The sequence below is a fragment of the Rhodospirillales bacterium genome, from assembly GCA_016872535.1.
Lineage (GTDB): Bacteria > Pseudomonadota > Alphaproteobacteria > Rhodospirillales > 2-12-FULL-67-15 > 2-12-FULL-67-15.
In genome coordinates this window covers 1-25,676 of record VGZQ01000045.1, presented here as the reverse complement: position 1 = coordinate 25,676, position 25,676 = coordinate 1, and the positions used below count along the sequence as shown (strand labels likewise).

Genomic DNA, 25,676 nt, shown 5'->3' with positions numbered 1-25,676 from the left:
GTGGCGGGCGCCCGCTTCGTTGCGCCGCTCGACCGATGCTCCGGCATCGCTCTTCGCGGCGCGCCTGGCGGATCGCCGCGCCACGGCGCAACGCAGCCGATTCTATATTATGGAACTACGCTCTAGGACGCGAGCGGCTCCTTCATCGCCTCGGTCGCCTCGACCAGAGCCGAGCGGATGGCGGGTTCCATCGCCGAGTGGCCGGCGTCGGGCACGACGACATGGCGCGCGCCCGGCCAGGCCCGCGCCAGTTCGTCGGCGGTGGCGGCCGGGCAGATCATGTCGTAGCGCCCCTGCACGATGGTCGCGGGGCGCGCGCGCACTTGGCCGAGGTTGGCGAGAACGTGGTTCTCGGGCAGGAACATGCGGTGGGCGAAATAATGCGCCTCGATGCGCGCGAGCGCGAGCGCGCCGGCCGCGCCGTCCTCGACGCCCGCCGGCGGCACCAGGTAGGAGCAGCCGGTTTCGTAGCGGCTCCAGGCGCGCGCGGCGGGGAGATGCACGGCCGGGTCGGGATCGTCGAGCCGGCGGCGGTAGGCGGCGAGCAGCGCCGCGGGCGCGGCGCCGTCGGCGTCGGGCAGCACGTGCCCGGCGAACGCGCGCCAGGCTTCGGGAAACACGGCGCGCAGGCCGCCCATGAACCAGTCGATCTCGGCGTCGCGGCCGAGGAACACGCCGCGGAGGACGAATCCCGAACAGCGCCCGGGATGGGCGATGCCGTAGGCGAGCGCCAGCAGCGCGCCCCACGAGCCGCCGAACACCAGCCAGCGCTCGATGCCGAGGCGCTGGCGGAGCCGTTCGATGTCGGCGATCAGGTGCGCCGTGGTGTTGTCGCGGATGTCGGCGTAGGGCGCGCTGCGCCCGGCCCCGCGCTGGTCGAAAATCACGATCCGGTAGAACGCCGGATCGAAGAACCGCCGGTGGGTCGGGCTGGCGCCGGCGCCGGGGCCGCCGTGCAGCAGCAGCACCGGAACGCCGTTGGGATTGCCCGATTGCTCCCAATACATGCGATGCACGCCGTCGAGATCGAGGCCGCCCTGCTCGTAGGGCTCGATCCGGGGAAAGAAGTCGCGAACGGAACGCGATGCGTCCATGAAGGGTCCTCGGGTGGCGGCGGTTATCGGAGCAACCAGCTATCGGAACATTGGCGCGCTATTGGTGCAAGCCCCCGGTGAGGGCGACGTAGTCCGGGTGGTCGGGCGCGATCAGCCCGCGCCGGATCAGGAAATCGATCGCCACCAGCGCGCAGTTGAACTTGAAACGGTCGGTGTCGCGCACGGTCGCGATCACCTCGTCGATCGGCCAGAGGTGGAACGACTCGACCTCGCCGTCGGCGTTGTGGGGCCGGAAGCTTTCCGGCAGTTCGAGATCGTAATTGAACAGCACGTCGTGGCGCAGGCCCTCGGGCCGCTCGGTGAGGTAGGAGACCGTCCCGATCGGCACCGCGCGCCGGGCGAGGTCGGCGGGGATCGCCGCTTCCTCGGCGCACTCCTTGACCAGGTTGTCGGCGAGCGCGACGCCGGCCGGCTGGCCGCCCGCCACCAGCTGGTCGAGCTTGCCGGGGCCGGTCGGCTTGGAAAGGCTCCGCTTCGCCACCCACATGCGCAAGCCCGCGCCCGCGCCGACCACGCCGTTCATGTGCACGCCGTAGCCGCGCACCCCGAACAGCGGCACCGCGGCGCGCTCCATGGTCATCAACGCCGGCGCCGAAAAGGATTCCGCCACCGGGTACGGCTCGTCGCGCCAGCCGGGGATTTCGCCCTTGGCGCGCAAGCTTTCGAGCGCGTCGGCGACGGCCCGGGTGCGGGTTTCGAAATCGGCGAGCCGCGGGTCGAGGCGGACTCCGTCCGCCGCCACCTCGAACACGCCGGGAAAATCCTTGAGCCGGGCGGCGAAGGCGTGGCGGACCGATCCCACCCGCGCCGCGCCGACGGTGAACGGGCGGTAGTCGGCCGGGTCGAACCGGCGGCATTCCTCGATGCGATCAATAAAGGCCATGGGGCGATAAAAGCCATGGAATTGGTCGGAAACGTTCAGGCTTCGTTAACCACGGAAGACCGAAAATCCGCCGGATCATACGCGCCGCCGGCCCCCCTGTCATGCCGGGGCGGGCGCGGGCGCGCGGCAGGCACGGACGCAATCCTTATGGACGTTTCCGTCACCAAGACCGGACAAAACGCGTTCGTCGTCGCCATCGGCGAAAAGCGCGCGGTCCTCAACAACAAGGACCTGAAGAAGCTGCTCGTGCAGCTGGTGGAGATTCTTTTGCCGGAGGCGATCAAGCTCGCGCCGCGGCCCGAGGATCTGCCGTTCCGCCTCATGCACGCCAACGGCGTCGGCGTGCAGACGTTCCTCAAGAGCGTCGACAGCGCCGAACTCATCGTCTTTCTCAAGGCGACGGAAAAGGACGCGCCGCTGCATAAACGGATGCAGGCGGCGATGGATCCGGCCATGCGCAAGGCGGTCATCGACGAGCTCGGCAAGCTCGCCAAGGTCGAACAATCGCCGGCCGCGATCGAGCGGGCGTACAAGAACCTCACCCTCAAGCTCAACGAGCTCGAGGCCTCGGGCGTCATCAGTTACAACACCTGAGCGCGCCCCCACCCTAACCCTCCCCCCGCAAGGGGGGAGGGGACTCTAAAAAATCTCCCTCCCCCTCGTCGCGCGGATGCGCGCCTACCGGCGCGACGGGGGAGGGATGGGGTGGGGGTGATATTACGCGCGGGGTGCGCCGCGAATCCGCGAAAGCCGATACGCGCTCAGGCGGCCTCGGTGTCCCTTGCGCTCCTTGCTGACGCGCGCGCGGCGATTCGCGCAACAGGGCCGGTCCTCGGCCGCCGGCTCGCCGCCGCGCCGGAATTTCCCGGTGCCGGGTTCGCCCTCGGGCTCGGATTGCCCGCGGGGATAGGGCCGACCGGCACAACCCAACTCAACAGGCACCGCGTCCGCTCGGCCTCCTCGTCGAGTCCCATCCACCGCAGTTTCCGAACGAGCTTCGTCCATTCGTCGGAGGTGCGCTGCTCGATCGATACGTCCGGAAACTCTTCCGCGACATGAATCGGTTGCATCGGTCCTCTCCCTTGCCATCCTTTATGCCGGTTCAGGATTGCTGATTCTCCGCCTTTCCCGCGTCGAAGCGGCTCCCGGACCCGGACGACGACGAAATGCCCTCGAATTCCTTGATCATGCGCTCGATCGTTCGCCGGGAGGATTCGTCGGTTTCCGTTTCGAGCATTCGCTTAAATTTCTCGATATTGAGACGGAAGATGTCGATCTCCATCGTGCCGATCTCCTGTTGCCATGGGGACGAACATCGTTCCCGTCCCGTATCGTTTTGCCGTCGATCGCCGCCCTTCCGTGCGGCCTGTCGCGTCCGAGCAACCCGCATGGGCCCCAGCCAGCCGACAGGACTCGTCATCGAGGTGACCTCCCGTCAATCTGCATGGTATTTCCATATTCTCGCACCTGTTAACTTTGACAGGTGCCGGAGGACCGATTCGATGGCCCCTATGTCCGAAATGCGGGAACCGAAAGCGGGGACAAGGCGCGCCGGTGGGCTACCGCCGTGGGTCGGCGCTTATTGGGCCCAAGCCGTAATTTGGATCCTGCTGGCGTCGATCTTCCTGTTCGATCTATTGACCCATCCCGAAAACGTTTCAGCCTGCTTTGCCTACGCGATCCCGATCTTCGTGAGCCTCTTCGAACGCAGGCCGAAGCCTTTTTTTTACGCCGGAACGGCGACGGCGCTGTCCCTCGTCGGATCGTTCATCGAGCCGTCGGGCGAACTGCCCTTTGCCGCCGTCCTCGGCAATCGTCTGATCGCGGTGGCCACGCAGTGGCTCGCGGCGATGCTGGTCAAGGTGCATTACCGACGCGATGTCGATGCGCGCCGGGAGGCCGAGTTCCAGCGCCGCTTCGTCGACATTCTCTCGCACGAAATCAGGAACGCTTTGACGGTCATAACCGGCCACGTCCATCGTCTGACCAAGCCATCGGAACAGATCGCATTGGACGACCTGAAGGCGCGCGCGGAGAAAATACGCAACGCGGCGGAGCGGATCGAATCGATCGTCGATCGAGTTCAGTTCGCGTCGGCGCTCGGGGATGGAACCATCCCCATACGGCGCCAGGTGATCGACATCAATGCCGTGATACGGAAGCTGGCGGATCAGTTGAGGGAGGAGCAGCAAGACAGGCCGATCGAATTGAACCTGTGCCCCGAACCGCGGCTCGTGGAAGGGGATGAAACGCTGCTCCGGCAGGCGTTCGAGAATGTCATTATGAACAGCGCGAAGTATTCGTTGCGCGACAGGCCTATCGCGCTGAGCACGGAAAAGCACCGCTCCGCCGTAAGGATCGTAATCGCGGATCGCGGAAACGGAATTCCCGCGGACGATCTATCCCGGGTGCGGGAGCCTTATTTCCGGGGAGCGAGCAGCAAGGGCACGAGCGGGGCGGGCCTCGGACTCTATTTCGTCGAACGCATCGTGGAAGCCCATAAGGGGAAACTTCGCATCGAAAGCGAGACGGGCAAAGGCACGAAGGTCATCATAGATATCCCGCAAGGCACGGAGCCCGTGGCGCCATGAGCGTTCGTCCGAAAATCCTCTGCATCGAGGACGATCCCGCGACGGTCGAATTGCTGGTCGAAGTGCTGGAGGACGAGGGATTCGAAACCATCGTGGCGACCGATGGCGTCGAAGGCGTGCGGAAATTCGCCGAACGGCCCGATATCGTCCTCTGCGACGTTGACATGCCGCGCATGAGCGGATTCGATGTCCTCGGCGAGTTGCGCAGGTCGGCGGGGCAGCTGCGCAATGTCCCCTTCCTGTTCATCACCGCCTATGGCAGTCGCGAGAGCCATCTCCAGGCCCGACGGCTGGGATGCGACGATTTTCTCATAAAACCGCTGGATTTCGAATTGCTGGTGCAAATCGTCCGGAACCGTCTCGCGCAGACCCCCAAGCAGACGCCGATCGAGGTTGCGTTGACCGATCGGGAAACCGAGGCGCTCACGTGGGTCGCCAAGGGAAAGTCGTCGACCGACATCGCGGTGCTCATGAACGTGAGCGAGCGGACGGTCAACTTTCACATCAATAACGTGATTCGAAAACTTGGCGTCGCGACAAGAGTGCAAGCGGCGATTCGTTGCGCTCTCCTCGGCTTGATCGACACTTAGGGCGCGTCCCGATCGGCGGACCGGCGAAAACATCTCCCGGCCGCCGTCGCGAGGACGCGCGGCGTCCGCGGCGATCCACGGGGCCGGCGCAATGCCGCCGCGCCCTGGATTGCTTCGTCGGCTTTCGGCCTCCTCGCAATGACGGCAAAACCGTTTTTCGGCGGCGCGCTCGATCCCGGCGGCGCGCTCAGGCGGCCTCGGTGTCCTTGCGCTCCTTGCTGACGCGCACGTAGGCGCGCTCGCAGTGATTGGCGCAGTAGGGACGGCCCTCGACCACCGGTTCGCCGCAGAGCTGGAATTCCTCGGTGCCGGGTTCGCCCTCGGGCCACGCGCACTGGCCGGGCGCGAGGTTTTCGAAGCGCAGAACCTTGGCCGGTTCCGGCTTCCGGGGAATCGGCGAATTGCGCTTGGGCAGGCCGAGGCGGTGCACCTTGCCGACCACGGCGTTCTTGGTGACGCCGAGCCGGTTGCCGATTTCGCTGGTGGAGAGCCCTTCGTTCCAGAGCGCGATCAGGGCGCTGATTTTGAGCGGTGTCCATTCTTCCGACATGTGGGTGTTTCGGGCGCGCGTGGATGGGAAAGCTCCCAGACCCTCTCTCCGGCCGCGGCTTCGCCTCCGCTTGCTGTTTTCGGCCGCCCCGTCGGCGGCCGTTCATGGGCGGAAACACTACAAAGGATCGGAAAAACGGGCAACCGAAACACAAGATATTGTGGATAAGTCAATATATTGTGGATAATGGCCTATAAAGCCATACAGCCGTTTGATTTTGCGCAAATGTCCGGCTGTGGGCCGGTTGCTATACTTTCGTCGGATTCGAAAAAATTGGGGACAAAAAGGATCGCGTCATGGCGAAAAGGCGTTCCCGGCCCGGCAAATCGAAACGCGCGCCGAAAAAGCGGACGGCGCGGCGCGCGTCCGCCGCGTCGGTTTGGACGCGGCTCGCGCGCGAGGAACTGAAGGGCCGTTCGCCCGATTGCCTCGACTGGCCGACGCCGGAAGGAATCCGGGTCAAGGCGCTCTACGGGGCCGAGGATTTGGAAAAACTGGAGGCGGCTTCGGCCGTCCCCGGGATCGCTCCTTACTTGCGCGGCATCCGCGCCACCATGTACGCGGCCAAGCCCTGGACCATCCGCCAGTACGCGGGCTTTTCCACCGCCGAGGATTCGAACGCCTTCTTCCGCGCCAACCTCAAGGCCGGGCAGAAGGGGCTTTCGGTCGCCTTCGACCTCGCCACCCATCGCGGCTACGATTCCGACCACCCGCGCGTGATCGGCGACGTCGGCAAGGCCGGGGTCGCCATCGATTCGGTCGAGGACATGAAAATCCTGTTCGACGGCATTCCGCTCGACCAGATGACCGTGTCGATGACCATGAACGGCGCCGTGCTGCCGGTGATGGCCGGGTTCGTCGTCGCCGGCGAGGAGCAGGGCGTGCCGCCGGAGAAGCTCGCCGGCACCATCCAGAACGACATCCTCAAGGAATTCATGGTCCGCAACACCTATATCTATCCGCCCGAGCCGAGCATGCGGATCGTCGCCGACATCATCGCATACGCGGCGAAAAGGATGCCGAAATTCAACTCGATCTCGGTTTCCGGCTACCACATGCATGAAGCGGGCGCGACCGCGGTGCAGGAACTCGCCTTCACCCTCGCCGACGGGGTCGAATACGTGCGCGCGGCGCTGAAGAAGGGCCTGAAAGTCGACGATTTCGCGCCCAGGCTTTCGTTCTTCTTCGCCATCGGCATGAACTTTTTCATGGAGGTCGCCAAGCTGCGCGCCGCGCGCGTGCTGTGGGCCGAACTGATGGGCCAGTTCCGTCCCCGGGACCCGCGCTCCTCCATGCTCCGCACCCACTGCCAGACCTCGGGCGTCTCGCTCACCGCCAGGGATCCCCACAACAACGTGGTGCGCACGACGCTGGAGGCGCTCGCCGCCGTGCTCGGCGGCACCCAAAGCCTGCACACCAACGCGCTCGACGAGGCGATCGCGCTGCCGACGCCGTTTTCGGCCCGCATCGCGCGCAACACCCAATTGATCCTCGCCGAGGAAAGCGGCGTCACCCGCGTGGTCGATCCGCTGGGCGGCAGCTATTACGTCGAAAGCCTGACCGCGTCCCTGGTCGAACACGCGCGCAGGCTGATCGCCGAGGTCGAACGCCGGGGCGGCATGACCAAGGCGGTCGGCGAAGGATTCCCGCAAAGCCGGATCGAGGAAGCCGCCGCCCTCAAGCAGGCGCGCATCGACAAGGGCGAGGAAACGGTGGTCGGCGTCAACCGCTATCCCCCGGATACCGAGGAAACGATCGACACCCTCGAGGTCGACAACGCGCGCGTGCGCGAGGCGCAGGTGGCGCGGCTCGCCCGCGTGCGCGCGACGCGCGACGCGGATGCCTGCCGGGACGCGCTCGCGGCGCTCGGGAATTGCGCGCGCACCGGCGAGGGCAATCTGCTGGAATGCGCGGTCGCGGCGGCGCGCGCGCGCGCGACGGTCGGCGAGATCACCGAGGCGCTGGAAAAAGTGTGGGGCCGGTTCGAGGCGCACCCCAAGGTGGTCGGCGGCGTCTACGGCCCGGCCGCCGCGGGCGATCCGGCGTTCGAGCGCGCCCGCGCCCTGGTGGCGGGCCTCGCCCGCGACGGCGACCGGCCGAGGCTGCTGGTCGCCAAGCTCGGCCAGGACGGCCACGACCGCGGCGCCAAGGTGATCGCCACCGCCTTCGCCGATCTCGGCTTCGAGGTCGAACTGGGTCCGCTGTTCGCGACCCCGGCCGAGGCCGCGCGCGCGGCGATCGAAAACGACGTGCACGTGGTCGGCGTCTCGTCCCAGGCGGCGGGGCACAAGACCCTGGTGCCGGCGCTGATCGCGGAACTGAAACGCCAGGGCGCCGGCGACATCCTGGTGGTGGTGGGGGGCGTGGTGCCGGCCAAAGACATTCCGGTGCTCAAGGCCGCCGGGGTCGCCCAGGTCTATCCGCCCGGCACCCACATTCCGACCGCCGCGCTCGAAATGCTCGAATTGCTCCGCCGCAACCGCAAGGCGGCGTAGGGCGGTTTTCCGCAATTTTTAGGATTATCAACGGATTAGCCGGTATTCGGGCCTGTGACGGCCGTCACAGCGGATCGCCGGGAATAGTTATAAGTATTGCAACGTAGTGTCCCATTCGGAACCTTTCTGTTAGAATTTTGTGTACAAACCGAACTTTTCTTGCTCCGCGGTCGGAGGGTCAGGCGAAACGGCATCGTCGGCCGGGGGCGGGGGTTTGCGATGAAAGTCGTCAATCTTAACGCGCTGCGTCCGTATATCGCCGACGACCTCAAGCAGTCGTTCGGGCGCGTCTTTTCGCGCCTGCTCGCGGAAGAAGAGTCGTTCCTGCTCAAGAGCGCCGACACCCGGCTCTACGAGCCCGACGAACTGATCGTCGAGGAAGGCAAAAGGCCCGACGGCATTTTCGTCATCGAAAAGGGTTCGGTGCGGGTGATCCGCCGCGGCCAGGGCGACAAGCGCTTCGAGATCACCAACCTCGATCGCGGCGACATCTTCGGCGAAATGGCGTTTCTCGACGACGCGCCGGCGAGCGCCAGCATCCTCGCCGAAACCGAGGTGCAGGTTCTGTGCATCACCGAAAACATGATCCGCGCGCTGCTCCGGGGCGATCCCACGTTCGGGCGGCGGTTCTATCATTCGCTCGCCTTGACGCTGGCGGCGCGGCTCCGCGCCACCACCCATTGGCACATCGATTACACGCCGCGCTCGGCGGAAGACCGGCGCTCGTGGTTCGAGCGCCGCGTCGTCGACGGCAGCGGCCCCGACGGCGTCGAACGGCGCGCCCAGGAACGGCGCAGCATGGTCGACCGCCGCCTCAGCCTGGTCGCCAAGGACGAGAAGGGCGATTAGCTCTTGCCGTCGGCCGTCCGTTTTCGGACGCTTAGAGCATAGAACGATAATCCTTCCGCTTGCGGGAGCGGGAACGCGCGATGCGGCTTCGCGTCTGGACGATTTTGTGGATTGCTCTGTCGGCGCCTTTCGCGCCGGCGGCGGCCGACGCCCGGCCGGCGAACGCCGGGGCCAGCGTCGCCCTGATCGACGTCCACGTCCATCCGATGCGGAGCGCGCGCCGGGGCGCCAGCGTCTCGGCGATGCTGCGCGCCATGGACGAATTCCGGGTCGAACTCGGCATCCTCCTGCCGCCGCCGTTTCCGCCCGGGCATCCCGGCGCCTACGGGCGGAGCGCGCTGGAACCCATCGCCCGCGCCCATCCGGACCGCTTCGCCTTCGTCGCCGGCGGCGAATCGCTCAATCCGATGATCCACCGGACCCTGCCGGACAAGGTCACCCCCGACATCGTCGCCGAGTTCCGCCGCGAGGCCGAGGCCATCGCCCGGGCGGGGGCGGCCGGGTTCGGCGAACTGACCGCCGAGCACTTCTCTTTTTCCCATGTCGCCGCCGGGCCGAGCAACCACCCCTACGAATCGACCGCGCCCGACCATCCCTTGCTGCTGGCGCTGGCCGACGTCGCCGCCGAACACGGCATGCCGATCGATCTGCACATGGAAGCCGTGCCCCGGGACATGCCGTTCCCGGAAGGCCGCCCGCGCGGGCGCAATCCGGAAACGCTCAAGGAAAACATCTCCGGCCTCGAGCGCCTGCTCGCCCGCAACCGGAACGCCCGCGTCGTCTGGGCGCACGCGGGCTGGGATTTGACCGGGGAGCGGACGGTGCCCCTGATGCGCGCGCTGCTCGCGCGCCATTCCAATCTCTACATGAGCGTGAAGCTGGATTCGCGCGGGCCGCAGAAGACCTCGGCGCTGATGCCCTCGGGCGCGGTTCGCCCCGATTGGCTGGAGATGCTCGGGGAATTTCCCGACCGGTTCATGGTCGGCAGCGACCAGTTCCACGACTCGGGCGATCAGCGCCTGGCCCGGGCGCGCGCGTTCGCGGACGCGCTGCCCGCCGACCTCGCCCGGCGCGTCGGCCGCGACAACGCGTTTCGCGTCTACCGGCTGAACCGGCCCGCGAAGTGACCGCGCCGACGGGCGGCGTTTTCTAATTTTCGTTTCCGCCCGCGCCCTTTTTCGGGTGCTTCGCCTTCCGCCGGTAGATTTTTTTCGAGGGAACCGCCTGGGCCCGGGCCGCGCGCGCGAGCGGCGCGTAAGGATTGCGCCGGGCGGGGGGTTTGTTTTTGCGGGGGCGCGGGCGGCGGGGCATGGAGGGATTATAAATAAAGCCCCCGCCCCGCGCGATCCGCTTCTCCCGCGCCCCGCGCGCCTACTGGTCGGCGGAGAAGACGATCGGGCGGCCGTTGCCGGCCATGCGGATGAAGTAGTCGCGCAGCGGCTGGAACCACTCCCAGGTGTACTCGAAAAAATCCTCCCCGTATTCGGGCCACGCGCCCTTGCAATGATAAAAAAACTTTTCCCGCATCCAGGCCTTGTCGATGGCGGGCAGCGCCTGGGCGATGTCGACCACCTCCGCCGGTTCGATCAGGCGCATGAAATAATTGCCCCCGTCGGGCAGTTCGTCCGGCACCAGCCGCCGGCCGCCGAGGATGCACCAGCGCAGCGGATAGGAGCCGTGATCCTCGGGCAGGGCGTAGGGGCCGAGCCTCGGCTCGACCTTGTAGAACCATTCGGTGTCGGGCGGAAACGCGCCCAGGCAGCGGTGAATGGGATCCCACGCCTTGTCGGTTTCCTGGAAGAACTCCGGACTCCAGTTTCCGGTCAGTTCCTCGATATGGTCGATCCGCCCCTGCGGATCCGAAATGGCTTCCAGGCCCTGCCGCTCGGCCGCCGTGAGCGCCATATGAAGTCCGAGACAACTCATGGGTTCCTCCGTCGGTGAAAAACCTCGCTGTAAGCCGTCACTCCGCTTTCGGGCGCAGGCGCCATCCCTCGGACCACGGGTCGATGTATATCCCGCCAAATATCCGGTCGGGCTTTTCCAGGCACCAACGGCGCGCGCCGTTCCCGATCCAGGGCACCGCTCCGGGGTCGGAATCGATGACATTCAGGGTTTTGGCGTCGACGCGGACGAAGTTTTTCCTGCTCGCGACGCGGCCGATCAGGCGAAGCGCCGTGGAAACGGCGGCCCTCTGCGACTCATTGCCGCGTTCGGAATAGAAATAGATTCTTCCTTCCGTGAGTTTGGAGGCCTGATCCGTATTGAGCGGCCGGGTTCGGGGGCCGCCTTCGCCGCCGCCGAAAGGGTTGCGCTTGATCGTGCCGTACGGCAACGGCAATTCGCCGTAAATCCAACGCGCATACGGCCCGTCGATTTCGTACTTCTCGTATCGCCACTTAAACTTCCAGGTTGGATCGAGGACGATATGGACCGTATCCGCGGGGCACTCGGCGAGCGCGGCCCTGGGCCGAATGTCCGGCATGGGACCCGTGGTCGCCACCGGAACGTAGTCTTCGATGAATCGAACGCCGGGAAACGCTTGCGCGAGCAGATCGGCGTAGGCAAGTTCGTCGTCCCAGGTCATGATCCATGCGCGCCACCGCTCGGAGACGCGGCGGGATGGGATCCGGGAACCGGATCCGGACGGCGCCTCCGCTTCGCGGGTCCCCGGGAGTTGCGCGGGCGGCGCGGTTAGGCCCTCCGCCTTCGGCCGGTAGGCCCAGGCGCCACTTGGGTGCCACATGCCGCCGAGCGAACGGGTCGGCTTTTCGAGACACCAGCGCCGAGCGTCGAACCCGATCCACCATTCGGACCTCGTCTCCGGACAGATGACCGTGAGCGACGGATATCGGACCAGCAGCAGGCCCTTGTTGCTCGCGATCTTGCCGATCAGGCGAAGGGCCTTGCGCGCCAGCATTTCCTGTTCGCGATCGTTCGGTGCGATGCGGAAATAGATTCGCCCGCTTTCGATGCCTTCGGAAATTTCGCCGGCGAACGTATCGTCGGGCCGTTTCTTCTGCCGGATTCCCCGGCCGCGTTCGAATCTGCCGTTGGGAAGAGGAAGGTTACGGATATACCAACAATTACTTTTCGGGGAGTTGGGCTCGCCTTTCCATTCGGGCCGCCATGCCGGGTCGAACACGATCACCACATTCTCGCAACGGCATTCGGCGAGGGAGCGGACGGTGGCTTCGGATGGCTTTTCGTTCTTGGGCAGCGTATAGGGGTCGTCGAGAAAACGCGCCTCGGGGAATTCCCGCGCGAGAACCTCGGCGTAGGCAAGCTGATCCGCCGAGCTCAGGACGATTTCCCGTTTCCGAATCCGCACGTCGTGAGGGTCGATTCCGGTCATGGCGCCGACAAACCATTTTTGCCGTCATCCGGAGAACCCTTGCGCGGCTTGCCGAGCCACTTCCCGAAGATCTCCCGGCATTTCGCGCGGACTTTTTCGGCGTAGTCGTCCGGGTCGTCGTCTTTGCGAAGCTTCGGCAATTGGGTGGCGAATTCCTCGCCGACGTTCTCGACCAGGCGGTCGAAGCTGCTCTGTTCCCGGGTCGTCGGCGTTTTGCGGTCGGCTTTCGTGGTCACGGTATTGGCGTGGGCGCTGGTTTCCTTGCCTTCGTCTTCGTGCCGCCACGTCAAATCCGGATGGCTGCTGCCGGGGCGCGCGTCCAGTTTCAACGCGCGCCGCGCTTTGTTCGGAACGTATTTCTCGGAGAGTTCGTCTTTTTTACGACCGCTGCCGTCCTTGGTCGCGCCGCCGACGTGTTCGATCTTGCCGAGGAACTCCGGAAACTCCTCTTCGAGGATGGCCTTGCACTCCCGCGCGACGATGTCGTTGCCTTTTTTGGTGGTGTCGTTGCCGCGGTGGGCTTCCAGCGGCTTGGTGATTTCCTTGACGAAGTCGTCGGCGAGCGCCGCGCGCCGGGCCTTTTCGGCGTCGGGCTCGTCGCCGGGTTGGTCGCCGGAATCGGCCGGCGGCCGGCGGGCGGGGTCCGGCCGGCGCGGCGGATCGACGGGCGGTACCGGCGGCATCGGCCTCTGCCCGCGCGCGCCGCCGCCGGCGCCGCCTCCTGCTCCGCCCGGAAATCTGCCGTCGAGGATTTCTCCGGGCGAGGGCGGAAACGGGTCTCTGCGGCGCTGCATCGCCATTTCCAACAGGTCCGCCGGCTTGCGTTCGGCGGGCGTCGCATCCTTATCGCCGCCGCCGTCGTCGCCATCGTCGCCCGCCTTTTCGCCCTCGGCGAGCCGCGCGTTGAGCGCAGCAAACGTCGGCCCGCCCGGATTGATCCGGCCGTCGATTTTCAGGTTTGCGGATTTCTGGAAATCGCGGATCGCGTCCTCGAGCGCCGTCCCGTAATGGCCGGTCGGGCCCTCGGTCCGGCCGAGGTCGAACAGGCCGGTCTTGGCGAGCAGGGTTTCGATCAGGGCGACGTCGAAGGGGTCGTTGTCGGCGTCGCGCCCGACCGGCTGGGCGAGGTCGAGCGACCGGTCGCGGAAAATGCGTTGGAGCGGCTTTCGCAGGTCGAAGTCCTTGCGCAGCGCCTCGAACTCCCAATCGGCCTCGGTCCGGCCGAACGGGTCGGCCTTGCGCCGCCGCCGCCAGGTGCCCCGGCCGATCCGGCCCATGGGGTCGGACACGTATTGGTAGTCCGGGTCGGGCTGGTGGGAAAACTCGGGAAGCCGGATGGTCATGGCCAAGTCCTTTCAGGTTGGATATGGTGGCAACGAACGAGGATCAAGTAAAGAACGAAGATGGAACATAAGGAACCTCAACGATTTATCCGGCGCGGCGGATACAACCTAAAGGTGTAACCGTTACGGAATCTACCTCTCCTTCCACACCCGGATGCCCTTCTCGACGCTGCGGCCGATGACGTAGCCGCCGAGGCCGATCTTGATGATCTCGAACAGGGCCAACTCGACCGCTTCCGTAACCCCGGGCGCGGTGAAGCCGAGCCACTTGGCGACGATCAGGGCGACGAAGGTGAGCATGGTGATCGGCCGCCACGAGCGTTGCAGCCAGGAATCGCCGCTCGCTTCCGCGCGGATGTTGGCCGCCGCTTCCTCGATCTCGCGCAGCTGCCCGGTCAGCACCATTTCCTGCAGCCGCGCCTTGATGGCGGCGGCCTGGTCCTTGTCCGCGACCGCCTTGTCGATGACCGAAAAAATCCCCGAGATGACGGGGCCGAGAATCGCGGGCCACATGGGCAATCTCCCTTATTCCACGTCGTTGTAAAATTTGTGCCGGCCGATGACGGCGGAAGGCTCGCGCCCCGCCGCCCACGGCGGCGTCGCCCCGTGCGCGTGATAGTGGGTGGCGCCTCGGGTCTGATCGGCGAGCGCGCCCGCGACCGCGCGCCGGGCGATGCGGAGGCAGACGGCGAACTCGCGGTCCTTTTCGTCGGCGCGTTCGATCGCGCTCCGGTTGGGGTCGTCCGCGTTCCAGCAGCTGAACTGCCACGGCCGGCGGCAGACTTCGGCGACCGTCGATCCCCACCACCAGCCGCCCTGCGCGGCGGCGCGCGCGACCCGGTTCATCACCACGCACGCGACCGCTTCCCGGCCGCGCACCGATTCGCCCCGCGCCTCGCCGTAGACGGTGCGGGCGAGAACGTCGACCGCGTCCGGCGCCCCGGAACTGGTCACGGCGCGCCCCCGGCGAGGCCGACCGAGCGGTCGAGCTTGGCCTCGATCCGGATCAGATGGTCGGTGAGCCGCGCCTCCACCTCGCGCAAATAGGGGATCGAGGCGTACGACGTCGCGACCTCGAGCTTGTAGGCGGAAAGGCTTTCGCGCAACGCGACGAACGCGGCGTCGGTCCGGCGGCGCGCGGCGTCGAGGGCGCCGTCGGCGTCGCGCCGGTTGCGCCAGGCGAGCCAGTAGAGCCCGCCGAGCGCCGGCAGCTCCACCGCCGTGATCCACCAGATGAGATCGAGGGTCCAATGGGCTTGCATCGGGTTTTCTCCTTTTCCAAAAGGCACCCCTCCCCCTATCCCCCTCCCGCGTCGTGCGAATGCACGCCTACCGGCGTGACGAGGGAGGGGGACTTGAGAGAAATCTCCCTCCCCCTTGACGGGGGAGGGCTGGGGTGGGGGTGTGGTTATCCGGCGGGGGTACGCCCGCGCCGCGATCCGCTAAACCTCGAACTCGGTCGCCGCCGCGTATTGGACGGCGCCGCGCCGCCAATCGGGCCTCGGCGTCGCGGGCTCCGGCGTATCCTCCGGCGAAAACGGTCGCGCCCGGCGCGAAAGCCGCACCGGCTCGGCGAGCAGGCAGCCGGCGACCGCGTCGAGGCCGTCGTCGCGGCCCTTGCCGCGCGGGCGCCATTCGCGCATCTCGGCGATCAGCGGCGAGCGCCACACCTCGCGGTGCGCCGACAGCCGCCCGGCGGCGAGGATGGCGTCGAACGCGTCCAGGATGCGCGCGGTTTTCGATTTGGCCGACGTTTCCTTGACCACCGCGATGGCGAGGCCGAGGGCGGCGATCTCCGCGCGCAGCAGCCCGGGCAGGAACTGGCCGAGCCCGTTGCTCTCGACCCGGATTTTCGGCATGCGCCAATCGCGCGCGAACGCCGCCACCTGGCGGCAAAGCTGCACCGCCTCGCTCGCGCCCTCCGCCGTCCCGGCCGCGCCCTCCGCGCCCCCCGCGCCGTCGCCGCCGCCGCCGTGGGTCAGGTAGGCGATCCGGTGCAGCCAGTAATGCCCGTCCTCGTCGACGAACACCGCGGCGATGGCCGACTTGTCGCCCCGTTCCTTGGCGCCGTAGGCCGGGTCCCACCAGCAGGACGCCGAAACGAGCCGATGGCCTTCGAGCGTCAGCGTCGCCTCGCCGTTGCCCTCGCGATAGACCGGCTCGCCCTCGTAGCGGCGCATGCGCGCGGGGTCGAGCCGGCCCTCGGCCGCGCCCGCGAATTGCAGCATCATCTGGCTCGCGAACTTGACCGGGCCGGCGCGCTTGCGCGCGGCCTCGATCTTGGCCGGGGTGAAGCGCTCGGGCCAGGCGCTTTGCCCATCGGCGTCGCGCACCGGAATTTCCAGGCGCGCGAACCCGGCGAGGTAGGGCTTTTCCTCCTCCGTCTCCGGCCGCGCCGCGTCGGCGTAGATGGAATAATAGGTGTGCGGCGTGCCGGCGAAGAGGCGGAGGCCGCCCGGGTTGAGGATGAACTCGATTTCGTCCAGCCGCTCGCGCAGATCCCGCCGCTTGCCCTCGCCGTCGCAGGTTTTCGGCACCTCGACGTCGTCGCAGATCGCCACGTCGGCGCGGCTGCCGGTGAGGTTGGCGCCGATGCCGCGCGCCAGCACGGAGGGATCGCGCCATTCCGCCGCGCGCGCGACCGTGAAGCGGTCGGAGGCCCACTCGTCGCTCCGCGCCGGGCGCAGATGCCCGGTCAGCGGATGGCGCTCGACGATGCGCTTGGCGTTCCGCGCCATCTTGCGCGCGAGCGCGTGGTCGGCCGAGAGGATCAGGATGCGCAGGTTCGGATCGCGCGTCAGCAGCCACGCCGCGAACAGCCCGATCAGGGTCGACTTGCCGCTGCCCCGGAACGCGAGCAGCAGCAGCTCGCGCCCGCCCGCCGCCCAGCGCTCCGCCAGCCAGCGGGCGATGCGGCGGTGAAGCGCGGGCGTCGCCAATCCTTGCGCCTCGTTCCAGCGGGCGACGAAATCGGGAAAGTCGACGGTGTCGGGCGGCGGCGCGAGCCGTCGGCCGCCTCTCTTCGCGGATGGCACGGGGTTGGTCTCCTTTTTTGGTTGTAGGCGCGCATTCGCGCGACGCGGGGGAGGATTGGGGTGGGGGGCGGTTCCGCCGGGGACGCGCGGCGGCGTTTACGGGGGGATTACCCGCTCAGGCCGGGGCGGCGGTGGTCAGGTGGTCGCTGTATTTTTTCGCGTGCGCGGCACCGGGAGTAAGCATTAGATCTTGATGATGAAGTTGAGTACAAGCGCCGGCGGCATGTTTTGGTGTGCTTGGTCACCGCCAGTCGAACCCGTATTCGAACTGGTAAAATTATATCCTTCCGATGGGTTATATGTAGCACCACCACTTCCAACAAACGCGGGACTAAATGAGTGACTATGACTCGGCATCTGCGCCGTGGTGAGGGTCACGGTTTCCGCGCCGCCGGTCGCGCCCAGGCTCGCGCCGTTGACGCCCGAGCCGCCCGAGGTGATCCGGTTGGCGGCGCTGCCGCCCATGTCGTCCTTGCCGAAGGGCGCGCGGCCGCGCAAATCGGGCAGGTTGAACGTGGTCGATCCGTCGCCCGCGCCGAACGCGGTGCCGATCGCGGCGAACAGGGCGGCGTAGGTCGCGCGCGACACCGCCGCGCCATCGCACCAAAGCCACCCGCCCGAGGGAAGGCTCGCGCCCGGCCATATTTTGATTTCGCCGGTCAGATACGCCGAAATCCCCGTCAACTGCGAGCCGTCGCCGTTGGCCGGCAACAAATCGCCCGAACCGGCCGCCGCGTTCTTGATCGCCGCCGTGCCCAGCCCCAGGTTGGTTCGCGCGGTCGCCGGGTCGGCGAGATCGCTCAGGTTGCTGGCGGCTTTCAGCGCGCCCGCCGCCGTCACGTCCATCGCCACATAGGAACCCGTCGCCGTGTCGCCCGCGAAGTTGACCGTCTGCCATTGGCTGGCGACGGCGAAGCCGGTGCCGCCGTTGATGGTGTTGGCGCCGCTCCGGCTCACGGTCACCGGGTTGACGCCCGCGTCCACCTTCACCACGCCGACGCGGAAATCGGTCGCGAACGCGGTCACGTCGGGAAGCGTGATCGTCACCGCGCCGCCCGAGGCATCGACCCGGATCAAATTGCCCTCGTCGGCCTCGACGACCGTGTAGTTCCCCGACTTGGAAATCGCGTTGGCGTAAAGCCCGCTCGCCGCCGCCGCTTGCGCCTGGGCGGCGGAAGCGGAGGCCTCGGCGGCCGAGGTCGCGGCATCGCCCGCGCCGGTCGCCGCCGCCGTCGCGCTCGCCGCCGCGTTGGCGGCGCCGGTCGCCGCGCTCGTCGCGCTCGCCGCCGCCGCCGTGGCGCTGGCCGCCGCGCTGTCGGCCTCGGTTTCCAATTGCGCCAGCGTCTTGGCCGAAACCGCGATGTCGCCGTCGCCGTCGAAGGCCAGGACCCGGCCCGCGCGCGCGGCCTTGGCGGGCAAGATCAGGTCGGCCGCCGCGTCGGTCGCCGCCAAGCGCGCCGCGCGCGCCGCGTCGTCGGCCACCTGCTGCAACGCGGCGGTCTGGTAATCCAATTCGTCGTTGATGACCTTGGCGCGGAATTCGCCCGATTCCTGGAAATCGCTGGTGCGCTTGATGGCGATGTGGCGGCGGAGCGTCACCGCCGTCCCGTCGGCGGGGGCGGCGGCGAACGCCACCGTTCCGCCCGCGCTCGCGCCCGCGCCGGCGACCGTGTAGCCCGAGGTCTGTTTCGTTTCGCCGAGATAAACTTCCAAATCCGCCGCGACGAAGATGGGAAACGGATAGGTGAACTGGGTTTGCGATCCGTTGGCGACGTATCGGATGCGGGGCGCGACGTCGCCGATCTGGATATGGTCGGCCATGGGGATTCTCCGGTTTGGGGAAAAGGTTCAGAGGTCAAGCAGCGAGCGGCGGAAGATGTCCCAGGTCGCCTGTCGCCGTTCCCGGGCCAGCAGGTCGAGCCGTTGCCGGCGGCGGCGATCGAGATCGCCGAGACGAAAGCCGGCCCGCCGCCGGTCGTCGTCGGTTTCCCGGTCGGCTTCGGCGACGAGACCGCCGAGCACTGCCTCGGCGGAACCTTGGGCGGGATCCAGTCCGCCGGCGGCGAAGCGGGCGCGGTGCGCGGCGAGCGCGCGCCTCAACCGCAGGTCGCGCGCGCGCGCGGCCTCGGCGCGATTGGCCTCGATCTCCGCCGCGCGGGCGGCGGTTTCCTCCTCGATCTCCGATCGCGCCGCCTTTGCCTGGCGTCGTTGCTGGATGATCTTCATGCCCGCATCGATCGCGGTCAGCACGGCCGCGGGGGTGAAACCGCCCATGACAAATCTCCTTGTTGAAAGTTGAAGCTCATTCGCCGCCGTCCGCTCCACCCCCTCCCCCTAACCCCCTCCCGCGTCGCGCGAATGCGCGCCTACCGGCGCGACGGGAGGGGGGACTCTAAACAAATCCCCCTCCCCCCTTGCGGGGGAGGGTTGGGGTGGGGGGCGTTCCACATGTCGCGATCAACTCTCGCCGCCGGCGATTTCGGTCGCGACCGAGAGCAGCGTGAACGGCAACGGCGTCGATTGCTCGATCCGCCACAAGGGTTCGGTGCCGCCCCGGCGCCAGCCCGAGGCCCTGACCGTCACGTCGCCGGTGAACGTGGGCGCCGGGCCGTCGAGGACGCCGGCGCCGAAGCGCCGGAACGGGATGTCGGCGAACCCGCGCCCGGCGTCGAGGCGGAGCGCGGCGGTATCCTTCAATCGCAGGGTCAACGCCACCGGACGCACCGGCTTGCCGCCGCCGGGCGGCGGCAGCGGCTCGATCGTATGGCGGAACGGCAGGCCGGCCTGCACCGAGGACGCCGGGCGGGCGAGGGCGATCTGCCCCGCCGCGACCACGGCATCGGGCGCGACCACGCCGTCGGCGACCACTTTCACCGTCCGCCCTTCCAGGTGATCGAGCCCGCTCCACACGGTTTTCGCCGGGTCGGCCGCGCCGGAAAGGCCCGCGTCGACGCCGAGGGCGGAATCGAACCGCTCGACCAGGATTTGGGCGCCGCGCCGGACCAAAACGTAGGTGATATCGCCGACCACCGCGACCGCGAGAAACGCGCCGTCGGTTTCCTGCCGGGTCCAGGCGGCGACCTGCTCGGCGCGGAAGGCGGTCAGCGTCGCGATCGAGCCGTCGGCCATCGCCACGTGCAGCAGGCGGCCGACCGGATCGAAATCCTGGTCGACCGGCGCGTCGATCAGATGGGGCGCGAGGGTGGCGAGATCGGTCGCCCGGTAGGCCTGCTCCACGTCGGCGTAGAGGAATTCGCGCACCTCGGTGCCGGTGCGGGCGACGAACACGGTCGCGCCGTCCACGTCGCGCGGCGGCACCGCCCGATCGACGGGCGAGCCGACCCGCGTCTGGCGGTGAAGCTGGATGTTGGCGGGGGTGAGCGGATCGCCGCTCACCATCCATTCCGCGCCCGAGGTGAACACCTGCAGGTGCCGCCCGGAAAAGACCGCGCGCACGGCGTTGACCTGGTCCGACAGGATCGCGAACTCGATCGCCTCGTCGTCGAGGCCGGTGCCGAGATCGAAGTTGAACAAGTCCGCCGACTTCGACAGCCAGAGGCGATTGGGCAGGTCGCGCGAGCCGCCGAGGACCAGCCGGTCCTGGTGGAAGCAGAGCGACACCGGCCAGCCGCGAACGGCCGAGAACGCCTGTTCCTCCCAATCCGCCGTCGCCGCCGTGCCGGCGAGGGTTTCCTTGACCAAGGCGGTCGCCGAGGTGGCGGAGGCGACGGCGGTGATTTCCACTTCCTTGTTTTGCAGGCGGAAGCGCGCGCCGACGTGGCCGCCCTGGAATACGTCCGCCGACGCGGCGAGCGTCACCGTTCCGCCGGTGGCGGAAGGCGCGAGGGTGACGGCCTCGGCCGCGAACTTGCGGTGCGGCTGGAAAATCCGCCCGTCTTTTTCGGCGAACGCCAGCTCGGCGATGGTCCAGGCGGCGTGCGAGGTGCGGGTGACGCGCCGGACGGGCGTTTCGGGGTGCGCGACGAACAGCATGTCGGCGCTTTGCACCCACGCGAGCTGGCCGACCCGGTCTTCGCCCCAGGGCGTCGCGATTTCGGCGACCGCCGCGTCGTCGCGAAAGACGGTGATCTTGTTGGCGGTGAACAGCAGCAGATAGACCTGCTCGGTGTTGAATTCGAACGCGGCCAGGCGGCCCGCGCCGGGCGCGGTCGCGACGTAACGCAGCCCCGGCCGGCGGCCGACCCCGCCGGTCGGATGGATGGCGACGTTGCGCAGCCGCGCGGCGCCGTTTTCGTAAGCCGCGAGGTCGCTCCGGCCCAGGAGGCGCGGGCTGATTTCGCCGGCGGCGAAGCTGGTCTTGAGCAGCGTCGCGCGGCTCATGGCGATCGCGCCTCGATCAGGGTGAAATCCTCGAGCGCGGGCGGCGAATCCTGCTGGCTGTCGACGATCTTGGCGCGGCGGAATTCGGCCTCGGCCAGGCGGTGCAGCATTTCGGCCCGCGCCGCGTTTTCGGTCAGCGGCAGGCAGAATTCGGCCGACAGCCTCGCGATCAGCGCCTGGTCGAAGAAGGGCGGAAAGGCGCCCTCGCCCGGGCGGAATATATAAGTGAGCGTGACCTCGTCGGCGTCGGCGTGGAGGCGGCTTTCGGCGATGCGGTAGGCGAGGCCGCGCCCGCGCCCCGGCGGCCCGGCGGAGAGCGCGCGCAGGAAATCGGCCGGCAGCTGGAAGGCGAAGGCGTGGTCGGCGAGCGGCCCGGCGGCGAGGCGCGGCAGCGCCGTCTGGCCGGTGGCGAAGCTCCACGGGTGCGCGGAAAGCAGCGCGTCGCGCGCGGACGGGTAGAGATTGGCGGCGACCTCGGCTTCGAGCGAGCCGTCGTCGAACGAGGAAATGCTGGCGGCGCCGATGCGGATCAGCGCGCGCGAGCAGAGGGCGATGTCGCTGGCGGCCATGAAAAAACCTCGGCGGTTTTCGGTTTGAAAAAATCCCCCCACCCCACCCCAACCCTCCCCCTCACCCTTCCCTCTCCCCCCATCCGGGGGGAGAGGGTTGGGGTGAGGGGGTGTGGGGGTGTGGGATCCGATCGGATGCCTTTGTTCCGTCATTCCCGCGCAAGCGGGAATCCAGTTTTTCGGAATCCTGGGCCCCCGCTTTCGCGGGGGCGACGAAATGGAGACATTGACTCGGGCTCGACCCTAGCGCGTGTCGGTCGCGCCGATTTGGGTCATGTCGTTGGTATCGACCACGCCGCCCGAATTGGCCGAAACCAGCAGCAGGCCGGCCTTGGCCGCCCCGCCGGTTTCGGTGTTGGCGAGGATGACGTCGCCCGCGCGGATCATGTCGGCGGCGTCGTTGAAATAGCCGGCGGTGTCGACCGCGTTGCCGGTATCGGGCGTGGCGTAATGCCAGAGCGTGAAGCCGTTGGCGTAGGCGAGCACGCTCAGGTTCTTCGCGTTGTAAGCCATGGTCGGTTCTCCTTTTTGCTATTCGAGGCAGCGCAGGCTGACGACGCCGGAGGCGTCGATCAGGCAGGCGCCCTGGCTCATCATGTTGTTGACGAAGTTGGCGGCGCGGTCGCCGTGCCAGGTGATGTCGGACTTGACGTGCGCGCCGACGGCGTGGCCGACCGCGGTCTTGTGGTACCAGTAGCAATGGCGGACGCCGGCGGTCTTGGTCAGGCCCGAATGCGGCATCCACAGCGTGCCGAGCCAGCGCTTGGCCTGGGTGCCCTGCCACGGCAGTTCCTTTTCGCCGACGAACTGGGCGTTGGCGAACTCGGCGATGTTCAAAAGATCGCTCCACTGCTTCCAGCCGACGATGGCGAAGCGGTCGCCGTCGTCGGGCACGTCGGCCTCGCCCAGCAGCTCGAACGCGGCCAGCGCCTTGGCCTTGGTCAGGCCGTCGGCGCCGGTGCCGGCGTAGTTGGTCGAGGCGTCGAGCCTGGCGATGATCAGCTCGTCGGTCTTGCGCCCGAGGGCGTAGGCGCCGGCGTTGATCAGCACCTGCTTTTCCGCGATGTTGGTCTTGATCTCGTCGAGCCGGTCGACCCAGTCGCCGGCGTAGTAGTCGGCGAGCGCGCATTCGACCTGGGCGTGATCGACGTTCATCACCGGCACCTTGCCGTGGCGGGCCTTGGTCGAGGCGGTGCCCTTGCCCACCTTCTGGAAGGTGGTGGTGGCGCCGACGACGTTGTCCTTGACGCGGACGGTGTTGCGCAGTTTCGAGCCCATCCGCTGATAGGCGAGATGGACTTCGCTTTGGTAGTGCTTGGTAAAGGCGGTTTCGACGGTCGTGCTCATCGAACGCTCTCCTTGAGGCTTGGGTTGAAGGAAGACGGATTTCGGGCGCGGCCGCCCTGGGGTTGTGGCGCGGGGTTGCGAAAATTCCCGCGGGCCGCCCAAGGGCGCGCGTCCGGGCGGGCCGGCGGCGGGCTTGACCCGCCGGCCGGTTTTCCGCCCGGGCAAAACGAGGCGTGCAAAAAAATCAGTTGTTGCCGGGGTAGAGCCGCTTGAAGCCCTCGGCGACCTCGGCGTGCAGCGCCGGGTCGTGGTCGCGCCAGTAGCGCGGATCGCGCATCTTCTGGCGGAGCGAGTCCTCGCTCACCGGCCGGCCGGCGGCCTCGCCCCGCGCCAGGCCCGGCTCGCCCGAGGCCATCATCCGGTGCATGGCGATCACGCCCTCGTAGGTGGCGGAGAGCGCCTCGAACGCGCTCGCCGGCAGGCTGGCGCGGCCCCAGGCGGCGATCTGGCGCGCGAGTTCGCGCCAGCGCGCCTCGCCGCCGAAATGGCGGGCGAGGCGCTCGCTTTGCGCGTCGGCCTCGAACTCGGCCGCGATTTCGCCGACCAGCGGCAGCAGCTTGTCGGCGGCGAGGTCGTAGACCACCTGCGCCTGGGCCTGGGTGAAGCCGGCCTTGTGCAGCAACGCGTTGACCTCGGGGTCGGCCATCACCATGTCGTCGCGGGTTTCGATGCGGTAGCCGGCGGGATCGGCCGGCACGCCCGCGCCGGCGCCGAGTTTTTTCTCCAGTTCGGCGTAGCTGCGCGCGAGCGATTCGATCCGCGCCTCGCCCTTGGCCGCGTCCCAGAATTTTTCGGGGAGGTATTCGGGGCGCGCGGGCGAATCGTCGTGCGAATGCACGCCTGCCGGCGTGACGCGCGCGACAAATGATACGGACGCGGGATCCGGCGTATCGGCGGGCGCGTCGGCGGGTACGGGGGCGTCGGCGGTCTCGGGAATGTTTTCGGTCACGGTGTTGTCCTCCATATAAATAACGTCAGGCGCGCCCGCGCTCGGCGAGCGCGAGAAGATGGCGGACCAGCTGGCGCTGGCCTTCGAGATGGCGGAGCCGGGCGACCGGCGCGTCGGGGCCGAGGGCGCGATCGAGGGTGATGGCGCGCAGGTAGCGGGCGAACCGCTCGCCGTCGGCGCCGGAAAAGACCCGCGCCACGGCGCGCGCCAGCGTGTCGCCGTCGGCGTCGGCGACGCCGAGCTCGGGCGGCACCATCCACGGCCAGGAATTTTCGGGCGCGCTCATCGGTTGTCTCCGGCGGTCAGGGTTGCGGCCAGCGCGGTCAGGGCCGCCGCCGGTGATGTTATGCGCTCGGCGCGCGCAAGCCCGCCGTCGCGGATCAGCTCGCCCGGCACGCCGAAGGCGCGGCCGAGCCAGCGCGCGGCCGCCGCGCGGTCGACGGCGGCGAGCGCCTCGGGCCCGAGATCGCGCACCGCGCCGAGCCACAACAGGGTCTGCTGCGCGTCCATGCGCGCCTGGTTGCGCGCGAGCGGCGATTTGTATTCGAGCGCGACCGCGCGCCCGTCGACGGCGAGCGGCGGGATTTCGCCGCGGCGGGCGAGGATGGCGGCGGCGCGCAGCAGCAGCGGCGTCAGCAGTTCCGATTGCAGCCGGCCGTAGGTGGCGCCGAGGATGCGCGACATTTCGGCGGCGCGTTCCAGCACCTCGGTCGCGCTCATGCGCGGGCCGGAAATCTGGCCGAGCTTGTCGGCGAGCAGGGCCTGGCGGATGCGCGCGCGCAGTTCCTCCAGCACCAGCTGCGACACGTCGAAGCGGCCCGGCGCCTCCAACGGCGTCAGGCCGGCCGAGCCGACCGCCTTGGGGATGATGGCGCCCGGCACCAGGCGCACGGTCGCGGGATTGAGCACGCCGTCGTCGTCCGCCTGCCAGATGCCGGTGACGGCGATCGAGGCGTTCTTGAGGATCAGCTCGACCACCTTGTTGGCGGTCCGGATGTCGGGCAGCGCCTTCATCACCGGCGAGCGGCCGTAAAGCTCGCCCGGCGCCTTCAGCCAGCGGAAGCCGACAAACGGCGAATGGGCGAAGCGCCCCCGGCCGAGCCACGCGGCCTCGGCCGCCGGCCCGTGCTCGGGGTCGGCGACGGCGGCGTAGGCAAATCCCTCCGCGTCGGGCAGCACCGCCTCGATCACCGCCAGCGTCGCCTCGGGGTCGCGTTCGGCGCGCGCCCGCGCGAACGGCGGCATGTCGGCCTCGGGGAAGCGCGCGCGCACCGCCGCGACCGGCATCTCCCAGCGCCGGAACACCGCCTCGAGCCGGCCCGAGCCGGTGTCCTCGAACGCGATTTGCGCGAGCGGCACGGCGGAAAAGCGGAGCGCCGACGGCTCGCCCGGCGGCGCCTCCTCGACCAGCAGCGCGGCGGTGCCGGCGGCGGCGAGATCGAGATAGCACTGGTGCATCTCGACCGCGAAGTTGGAACGGTCGAAATGGCCCTGCAGGATTTGCGCCGCGCGCTCCAGCTCGGGCGCTTGTCGCGCGCGCGCCGCCGCGTCCGCGTCGATGCCGGGCGCGAAGCCGAACCAGCGCGCCCACGGCGGCGTCAGTTGGGCGAGCAGGCTGGCGGCGAGCTGGTCGACCGCGTCGGGCGCGGTGCCGTCGTAGAGGC

Annotated in this window: 23 protein-coding genes and 1 pseudogene; 6 read left to right on the top strand and 18 right to left on the bottom strand. The window is 68.2% G+C overall.

What is annotated here, in order from left to right:
• Positions 1-122: 122 nt before the first annotated feature.
• Positions 123-1,094 carry a prolyl aminopeptidase gene (gene pip, locus FJ311_10180; protein ID MBM3951809.1) on the bottom strand — a complete coding sequence of 324 codons (972 nt, stop codon included), beginning with the start codon at positions 1,092-1,094 and terminating at the stop codon, positions 123-125.
• Between the two features lie 58 nt (positions 1,095-1,152).
• The gene (locus FJ311_10175) at positions 1,153-1,998 is read right to left on the bottom strand and encodes a DUF4743 domain-containing protein (protein MBM3951808.1); all 846 of its coding nucleotides are present in this window, start codon (positions 1,996-1,998) and stop codon (positions 1,153-1,155) included.
• 147 nt (positions 1,999-2,145) lie between these two features.
• On the opposite strand from FJ311_10175, the gene FJ311_10170 reads away from it, so the two are divergent.
• The 3 genes from FJ311_10170 (at position 2,146) to FJ311_10160 (ending at position 5,179) form a co-directional block, all read left to right on the top strand.
• On the top strand, positions 2,146-2,592 hold the full coding sequence (locus tag FJ311_10170; GenBank protein ID MBM3951807.1) for a hypothetical protein: 447 nt from the start codon (positions 2,146-2,148) through the stop codon (positions 2,590-2,592).
• 572 nt (positions 2,593-3,164) lie between these two features.
• Positions 3,165-4,589 carry a HAMP domain-containing histidine kinase gene (locus tag FJ311_10165; GenBank protein ID MBM3951806.1) on the top strand — a complete coding sequence of 475 codons (1,425 nt, stop codon included), beginning with the start codon at positions 3,165-3,167 and terminating at the stop codon, positions 4,587-4,589.
• A complete protein-coding gene (locus FJ311_10160) occupies positions 4,586-5,179 on the top strand; it encodes a response regulator transcription factor (GenBank protein ID MBM3951805.1) in 594 nt (197 codons plus the stop codon). The genes FJ311_10165 and FJ311_10160 overlap by 4 nt, the downstream gene beginning before the upstream one ends.
• Before the next feature lie 187 nt (positions 5,180-5,366).
• On the opposite strand, the gene FJ311_10155 is transcribed toward FJ311_10160, so the two are convergent.
• Positions 5,367-5,729 carry a global cell cycle regulator GcrA-like protein gene (locus FJ311_10155; protein ID MBM3951804.1) on the bottom strand — a complete coding sequence of 121 codons (363 nt, stop codon included), beginning with the start codon at positions 5,727-5,729 and terminating at the stop codon, positions 5,367-5,369.
• A gap of 296 nt (positions 5,730-6,025) precedes the next feature.
• Here FJ311_10155 and scpA point away from each other — a divergent pair, with 296 nt between their 5' ends.
• The 3 genes from scpA (at position 6,026) to FJ311_10140 (ending at position 10,200) form a co-directional block, all read left to right on the top strand.
• Complete coding sequence (scpA, locus tag FJ311_10150) at positions 6,026-8,224, top strand: methylmalonyl-CoA mutase (protein ID MBM3951803.1); 2,199 nt, start codon at positions 6,026-6,028, stop codon at positions 8,222-8,224.
• A gap of 219 nt (positions 8,225-8,443) precedes the next feature.
• On the top strand, positions 8,444-9,073 hold the full coding sequence (locus FJ311_10145; GenBank protein ID MBM3951802.1) for a cyclic nucleotide-binding domain-containing protein: 630 nt from the start codon (positions 8,444-8,446) through the stop codon (positions 9,071-9,073).
• Positions 9,074-9,153: 80 nt separating this feature from the next.
• Positions 9,154-10,200, top strand: coding sequence for a hypothetical protein (locus FJ311_10140; protein MBM3951801.1), 1,047 nt, complete (start codon positions 9,154-9,156; stop codon positions 10,198-10,200).
• Between the two features lie 244 nt (positions 10,201-10,444).
• Here the strand turns inward: FJ311_10140 and FJ311_10135 are convergent, their stop codons facing one another.
• From FJ311_10135 to FJ311_10065, 15 genes and pseudogenes are all read right to left on the bottom strand, one after another.
• Entirely contained in the window at positions 10,445-11,182 is a 738-nt protein-coding gene (locus FJ311_10135) for a DUF1877 family protein (protein MBM3951800.1), read from the bottom strand.
• A 1,242-nt stretch (positions 11,183-12,424) separates the two neighbouring features.
• A complete protein-coding gene (locus FJ311_10130; protein MBM3951799.1) occupies positions 12,425-13,771 on the bottom strand; it encodes a peptidoglycan-binding protein in 1,347 nt (448 codons plus the stop codon).
• Positions 13,772-13,903: 132 nt separating this feature from the next.
• Complete coding sequence (locus FJ311_10125) at positions 13,904-14,284, bottom strand: hypothetical protein (protein MBM3951798.1); 381 nt, start codon at positions 14,282-14,284, stop codon at positions 13,904-13,906.
• A gap of 12 nt (positions 14,285-14,296) precedes the next feature.
• Positions 14,297-14,725: a cell wall hydrolase gene (locus FJ311_10120; protein ID MBM3951797.1), complete on the bottom strand. Its 429-nt coding sequence runs from the start codon at positions 14,723-14,725 to the stop codon at positions 14,297-14,299.
• Positions 14,722-15,033 (bottom strand): hypothetical protein, encoded by a 312-nt coding sequence (locus FJ311_10115; GenBank protein ID MBM3951796.1) that lies wholly within the window; start codon positions 15,031-15,033, stop codon positions 14,722-14,724. The genes FJ311_10120 and FJ311_10115 overlap by 4 nt, the downstream gene beginning before the upstream one ends.
• A 180-nt stretch (positions 15,034-15,213) precedes the next feature.
• Positions 15,214-16,740, bottom strand: a pseudogene (locus tag FJ311_10110) (hypothetical protein).
• Between the two features lie 249 nt (positions 16,741-16,989).
• A complete protein-coding gene (locus FJ311_10105) occupies positions 16,990-17,652 on the bottom strand; it encodes a hypothetical protein (protein MBM3951795.1) in 663 nt (220 codons plus the stop codon).
• A 1,002-nt stretch (positions 17,653-18,654) separates the two neighbouring features.
• Positions 18,655-19,080, bottom strand: coding sequence for a hypothetical protein (locus FJ311_10100; GenBank protein ID MBM3951794.1), 426 nt, complete (start codon positions 19,078-19,080; stop codon positions 18,655-18,657).
• A 183-nt stretch (positions 19,081-19,263) separates the two neighbouring features.
• Positions 19,264-21,147: a hypothetical protein gene (locus tag FJ311_10095; GenBank protein MBM3951793.1), complete on the bottom strand. Its 1,884-nt coding sequence runs from the start codon at positions 21,145-21,147 to the stop codon at positions 19,264-19,266.
• Complete coding sequence (locus tag FJ311_10090; GenBank protein ID MBM3951792.1) at positions 21,144-21,716, bottom strand: hypothetical protein; 573 nt, start codon at positions 21,714-21,716, stop codon at positions 21,144-21,146. Before FJ311_10090 ends, FJ311_10095 begins: the two co-directional genes overlap by 4 nt.
• 243 nt (positions 21,717-21,959) lie before the next feature.
• Positions 21,960-22,229, bottom strand: a complete 270-nt coding sequence (locus tag FJ311_10085) for a hypothetical protein (protein MBM3951791.1) — start codon at positions 22,227-22,229, stop codon at positions 21,960-21,962.
• Positions 22,230-22,247: 18 nt separating this feature from the next.
• Positions 22,248-23,063, bottom strand: coding sequence for a hypothetical protein (locus FJ311_10080; GenBank protein ID MBM3951790.1), 816 nt, complete (start codon positions 23,061-23,063; stop codon positions 22,248-22,250).
• 184 nt (positions 23,064-23,247) lie between these two features.
• Positions 23,248-23,901, bottom strand: a complete 654-nt coding sequence (locus FJ311_10075) for a hypothetical protein (GenBank protein MBM3951789.1) — start codon at positions 23,899-23,901, stop codon at positions 23,248-23,250.
• Positions 23,902-24,037: 136 nt separating this feature from the next.
• Positions 24,038-24,298, bottom strand: coding sequence for a hypothetical protein (locus FJ311_10070; GenBank protein MBM3951788.1), 261 nt, complete (start codon positions 24,296-24,298; stop codon positions 24,038-24,040).
• Positions 24,295-25,676 (bottom strand): phage tail protein (locus tag FJ311_10065; GenBank protein ID MBM3951787.1); only part of this gene is annotated, 1,382 nt, incomplete at its 5' end. The genes FJ311_10070 and FJ311_10065, both read right to left, overlap by 4 nt.

Coding starts and splice junctions, on each gene's coding strand:
- pip (MBM3951809.1), bottom strand. CDS start 1,094: ATGGACGCATCGCGTTCCGTTCGCGACTTCTTTCCCCGGATCGAGCCC.
- FJ311_10175 (MBM3951808.1), bottom strand. CDS start 1,998: ATGGCCTTTATTGATCGCATCGAGGAATGCCGCCGGTTCGACCCGGCC.
- FJ311_10170 (MBM3951807.1), top strand. CDS start 2,146: ATGGACGTTTCCGTCACCAAGACCGGACAAAACGCGTTCGTCGTCGCC.
- FJ311_10165 (MBM3951806.1), top strand. CDS start 3,165: ATGCCCTCGAATTCCTTGATCATGCGCTCGATCGTTCGCCGGGAGGAT.
- FJ311_10160 (MBM3951805.1), top strand. CDS start 4,586: ATGAGCGTTCGTCCGAAAATCCTCTGCATCGAGGACGATCCCGCGACG.
- FJ311_10155 (MBM3951804.1), bottom strand. CDS start 5,729: ATGTCGGAAGAATGGACACCGCTCAAAATCAGCGCCCTGATCGCGCTC.
- scpA (MBM3951803.1), top strand. CDS start 6,026: ATGGCGAAAAGGCGTTCCCGGCCCGGCAAATCGAAACGCGCGCCGAAA.
- FJ311_10145 (MBM3951802.1), top strand. CDS start 8,444: ATGAAAGTCGTCAATCTTAACGCGCTGCGTCCGTATATCGCCGACGAC.
- FJ311_10140 (MBM3951801.1), top strand. CDS start 9,154: ATGCGGCTTCGCGTCTGGACGATTTTGTGGATTGCTCTGTCGGCGCCT.
- FJ311_10135 (MBM3951800.1), bottom strand. CDS start 11,182: ATGTCATCGATTCCGACCCCGGAGCGGTGCCCTGGATCGGGAACGGCG.
- FJ311_10130 (MBM3951799.1), bottom strand. CDS start 13,771: ATGACCATCCGGCTTCCCGAGTTTTCCCACCAGCCCGACCCGGACTAC.
- FJ311_10125 (MBM3951798.1), bottom strand. CDS start 14,284: ATGTGGCCCGCGATTCTCGGCCCCGTCATCTCGGGGATTTTTTCGGTC.
- FJ311_10115 (MBM3951796.1), bottom strand. CDS start 15,033: ATGCAAGCCCATTGGACCCTCGATCTCATCTGGTGGATCACGGCGGTG.
- FJ311_10105 (MBM3951795.1), bottom strand. CDS start 17,652: ATGGACGTGACGGCGGCGGGCGCGCTGAAAGCCGCCAGCAACCTGAGC.
- FJ311_10100 (MBM3951794.1), bottom strand. CDS start 19,080: ATGGGCGGTTTCACCCCCGCGGCCGTGCTGACCGCGATCGATGCGGGC.
- FJ311_10095 (MBM3951793.1), bottom strand. CDS start 21,147: ATGAGCCGCGCGACGCTGCTCAAGACCAGCTTCGCCGCCGGCGAAATC.
- FJ311_10090 (MBM3951792.1), bottom strand. CDS start 21,716: ATGGCCGCCAGCGACATCGCCCTCTGCTCGCGCGCGCTGATCCGCATC.
- FJ311_10085 (MBM3951791.1), bottom strand. CDS start 22,229: ATGGCTTACAACGCGAAGAACCTGAGCGTGCTCGCCTACGCCAACGGC.
- FJ311_10080 (MBM3951790.1), bottom strand. CDS start 23,063: ATGAGCACGACCGTCGAAACCGCCTTTACCAAGCACTACCAAAGCGAA.
- FJ311_10070 (MBM3951788.1), bottom strand. CDS start 24,298: ATGAGCGCGCCCGAAAATTCCTGGCCGTGGATGGTGCCGCCCGAGCTC.